The sequence below is a fragment of the Kitasatospora sp. NEAU-CNBT7 genome, from assembly GCF_057220535.1.
This window is the reverse complement of sequence record NZ_JBXQQB010000110.1, coordinates 1-3,452: the sequence shown is the minus strand read 5'-3', so window position 1 is coordinate 3,452 and position 3,452 is coordinate 1. Positions and strand designations below refer to the sequence as shown.

The following is a 3,452-nucleotide window of genomic DNA, read 5'->3' as shown; positions in this document are numbered from 1 at the left end:
AGAGGACGTTAAGTCCGTTTCTGGTAGCGGCCGCGTCCGGGTTGGTCGAGGAGTCCCTGACGAACGAGTCGTCCCAGGCGGGAGCGGGTGGCGTTGATCGAGGGCTCGTTGGTGGGCAGGCCGAGGAGTTCGTGTAGGTCGCGAACCCGGAAGACCCGCCCGGGATGCTCGTTGAAGGCGGTCACGATGCGCTGGTAGACGGTGGCGGTCTCCGCAGGGGCCGGCTCGTGGTCGGGCAGGGCGAGGCCGTCGATGACCTTGCCGGCGGTGGCGATCTCGGCGAGGCGGGCCTCTACCTCGGCCAGTGCACCGGTGAGTTGGTCAATCTGTTCGCGCAGGTAGTCGGCGCGTGTGGCGGCCTCGTCGTGTTCGGCCTGCAACAGCCGCAGGAGTTCGGTGACGTTCATGCTGCCAGCTCGACGTCGTCGCGCCAGGCAGGGCTGGGGGCGGTGAGGCGGCGGAGCATGCCGGCGGTGGCGGCCCAGTAGACGCGGGAGGCGGCGTTGTCGAGCCGGTGGTCGTAGTCGCGGGCAAGGCGCCGGTGGAGCATGAGGGTGCCGTTGACCTGCTCGACCACCCACCGCTTCGGTTGCGGAACGAACCCCTTGCCCACGTCGTCGGGGTTGCGCCGGACCACCTCGACGGTGATGTCCTTCACCGCCCCGTGGATGATCACGGCATCCTTGAAGCCCTGGTCGACCAGGGCCTTTTCCAGACGCATCCCGCACCGCTCGTCCGCCTGGTCCAGCAGGGCGATACCGGCCTCGTTGTCGTGCGCGCTCGCGGCCAGGACGACCACGCCGATGATCAGGCCCAGCACGTCGACGGCCAGTCCCCGCTTCCTCCCGGGCGTCTTCTTGTTCGCGTCCAGCCCCGTCGTCCCCTTCGGCACCCCGGCCGCCACGCGGACGGACTGGGTGTCGATGATCACCAGGGACGGGTCCTCTAATCGTCTGGCCCGCTCCCGCACCTGGCAGCGCAGGATCTCCTGGATCCGCTGGTCAAGGCCGTCCTGGCGCCACAGGGTGAAGTAGTAGAACACTGCCGACCAGGCCGGTAAGTCGTGCGGCAGGAGCCGCCACTGGCACCCCGTCCGGTTCTGGTACAGCAGCGCGTTCACGACCTCGCGCAAGTCACAGGAGCCCGGATCCCCGGTCGCCGACCGCGACACCCGCTCCTGCTTCCAGGCGGTGACCAGCGGCTCGATCAAGGCCCACTGCCCGTCGGACAAGTCTGTTGAGTACGGCATCCGTTCCATACCCCGACCCCACCATGCACACGACACGCGAGTCAGCCCGAATACCTCCGTACCCACAAACGGGCGACACCAGATCATCCAGAAACGGACTTAACGTCCTCTGAGAACGTAAGACGGCCACCGGCTGATTCTTCGAGAACGACCAAGCTCTTGAAGGAGTCACAGCACGATGACCGCACCCGACAGTCTGCCCTTTGCCGCCCTGCTGGAGGAGAACCTGGCCTCGGCGAGTCCCGACTTGTTGCGGGCGATGGTGAAGACCTTCGCCGAGGCGATGATGTCCTCCGACGCCGACCGGGCCTGCGGCGGCGAGTACGGCCGGCCGAGCGAGGACCGGGTCAACTCCCGGAACGGATACCGGAATCGGGACCGGGACACGCGGGTCGGCACGATCGACCTGGCCATTCCCCGAGTCCGCTCGGGTTCGTACTTCCCGAGTTGGCTGCTGGAGCGCCGACGCCGTGCCGAGCAGGCTCTGATCAGCGTCGTCGCGACGTGCTACCTGCTCGGCGTCTCGACCCGGCGGGTGGAGAAGCTCGCCGAGAGCCTCGGCGTCACCCAGCTCTCGAAGTCGCAGGTGTCGGAAATGGCCAAGCACCTGGACGGACGGGTCGCCGAGTTCCGCAACCGACCGCTCGACCAGGGCCCCTACACCTTCGTCTGGGTGGATGCCCTGACGCAGAAGGTCCGCGAGGGCGGCCGTGTCGTCAACGTCCACTGCCTGGTCGCGGTCGGCGTCAACAACGAGGGCCAACGCGAGGTACTGGGCCTGGACGTCGCCACCAGCGAGGACGGCGCCGGCTGGCTCGCCTTCCTACGGTCGCTGGTCGCCCGCGGCCTGAGCGGGGTCAAGCTCGTCGTCTCCGACGCCCACGCCGGCCTGGTCGACGCGATCGGCGCGACCCTGCCGGGCGCATCCTGGCAGCGATGTCGAACCCACTACGCGCGCAATCTGCTCTCGCAGGTCCCGAAGTCCGCCCAGCCCTGGGTCGCCACCCTGCTGCGGACCGTGTTCGAACAGCCCGACGCGGGCGCGGTCCGCAACTGAGGTTGTCGCGAGGGGGTGACAGATGATGATCCTTTCGCTACTCCGTGCGTATGAGGTATGCGGATGGCGGCGGGCTGACCGCCGTAGGGCGGGCGAAGCGGGAGCGGGTGCGCTTCGAGGCCGCGGAGTTGTTCGAACAGGGAGTGCGCCCGTCGGAGGTCGCGCGGCGGCTGCGGGTGTCGCGGAAGTCCGTCTATGCCTGGCAAGCCCGGTGGCGGGATGGCGGTGTCCAGGCGCTGGTGTCGAAGGGGACGCAGGGCCCGCGGTGTCGGTTGGACATTGAGCAGCCGCAGCGGCTCGAGGCGGAGCTGACGCGGGGGCCGGCCGCGCACGGCTGGACGGAGGACCAGCGCTGGACGCCGGCCCGGATCGCGGTGCTGGTCGAGCGGCTGTTCAAGGTCTCCTACAGTCTGAAGGGCATGTCGCTGGTCCTGCACCGGATGGGCTGGAGCGTGCAAGTCCCGATGCATCGCCCGGTGGAGCGCGACGACGCGGCGGTGGCCGCCTGGCGGGAGGAGACCTGGCCCGCCGTGGGAAAACCGCACGGGACCAGGGCGCGTGGGTGGTCTTCGAGGACGAGGCAGGCCAGTCGCTGAGGCCTCCGAAGGCGCGCACCTGGTCCCGGAAGGGACAGACACCCGTCGTGAAGGTCACCGGCAAGGGCTCCGGCCGCGTCTCGCCCGCCGGGCTCGTGTGCGTCCGGCCCGGTGACCCGCGGACCCGACTGATCTACCGCATGATCGTCCATCGTGGCCGCAAGGGCGAGAAGAAGGGCTTCCGCGAGAAGGACCTCGCCCGGCTGCTCGATGCAGCCCACCAGCAGCTCGGCGGCCCGCTCGTCCTGGTGTGGGACAACGCCACCGCCCACACCGACCGCGTGATGCGCGAGCTGATCGCCACCCGCTCGTGGCTGACCGTCTTCCGCCTGCCGCCGTATGCGCCGGACCTCAACCCCGCCGAGGGTGTGTGGGCCCACCTCAAGAAGAGTCTGGCCAACCTCGCACCCCACACCACCGACCAGCTCGCCACGGCGGTCCGGACCCGACTGAAGAAAACGCAGTACCGTCCCCGCCCCATCGACGGCTTCATCGCCGAGACCGGCCTGACCTTCCAACTCCCATAATCACCTCACTACTTCAACCTCAA

3 protein-coding genes and 1 pseudogene are annotated in these 3,452 nt (G+C 68.8%); 2 read left to right on the top strand and 2 right to left on the bottom strand.

Going from position 1 to position 3,452, the window contains the following annotated elements; all coding sequences use genetic code 11:
- Positions 1-8 precede the first annotated feature (8 nt).
- Positions 9-407 (bottom strand): type IV toxin-antitoxin system AbiEi family antitoxin domain-containing protein, encoded by a 399-nt coding sequence (locus AC2TEW_RS38685; RefSeq protein WP_484627668.1) that lies wholly within the window; start codon positions 405-407, stop codon positions 9-11.
- Positions 404-1,258, bottom strand: coding sequence for an IS5 family transposase (locus AC2TEW_RS38680; RefSeq protein ID WP_484627669.1), 855 nt, complete (start codon positions 1,256-1,258; stop codon positions 404-406). The genes AC2TEW_RS38685 and AC2TEW_RS38680 overlap by 4 nt, the downstream gene beginning before the upstream one ends.
- Positions 1,259-1,427: 169 nt before the next feature.
- Here AC2TEW_RS38680 and AC2TEW_RS38675 point away from each other — a divergent pair.
- Together AC2TEW_RS38675 and AC2TEW_RS38670 are read left to right on the top strand one after the other, a co-directional pair.
- Positions 1,428-2,297 (top strand): annotated as a pseudogene (locus tag AC2TEW_RS38675) (IS256 family transposase); the annotation flags it as partial.
- 59 nt (positions 2,298-2,356) lie between these two features.
- Positions 2,357-3,429, top strand: a protein-coding gene (locus AC2TEW_RS38670; RefSeq protein WP_484627739.1) for an IS630 family transposase whose coding sequence is annotated in 2 segments (ribosomal slippage) — positions 2,357-2,840 and positions 2,840-3,429 — 1,074 coding nt in all. Because the reading frame shifts where the segments join, the coding sequence is not laid out codon by codon here.
- Positions 3,430-3,452 lie beyond the last annotated feature (23 nt).

Coding starts and splice junctions, on each gene's coding strand:
- AC2TEW_RS38685 (WP_484627668.1), bottom strand. CDS start 407: ATGAACGTCACCGAACTCCTGCGGCTGTTGCAGGCCGAACACGACGAG.
- AC2TEW_RS38680 (WP_484627669.1), bottom strand. CDS start 1,258: ATGGAACGGATGCCGTACTCAACAGACTTGTCCGACGGGCAGTGGGCC.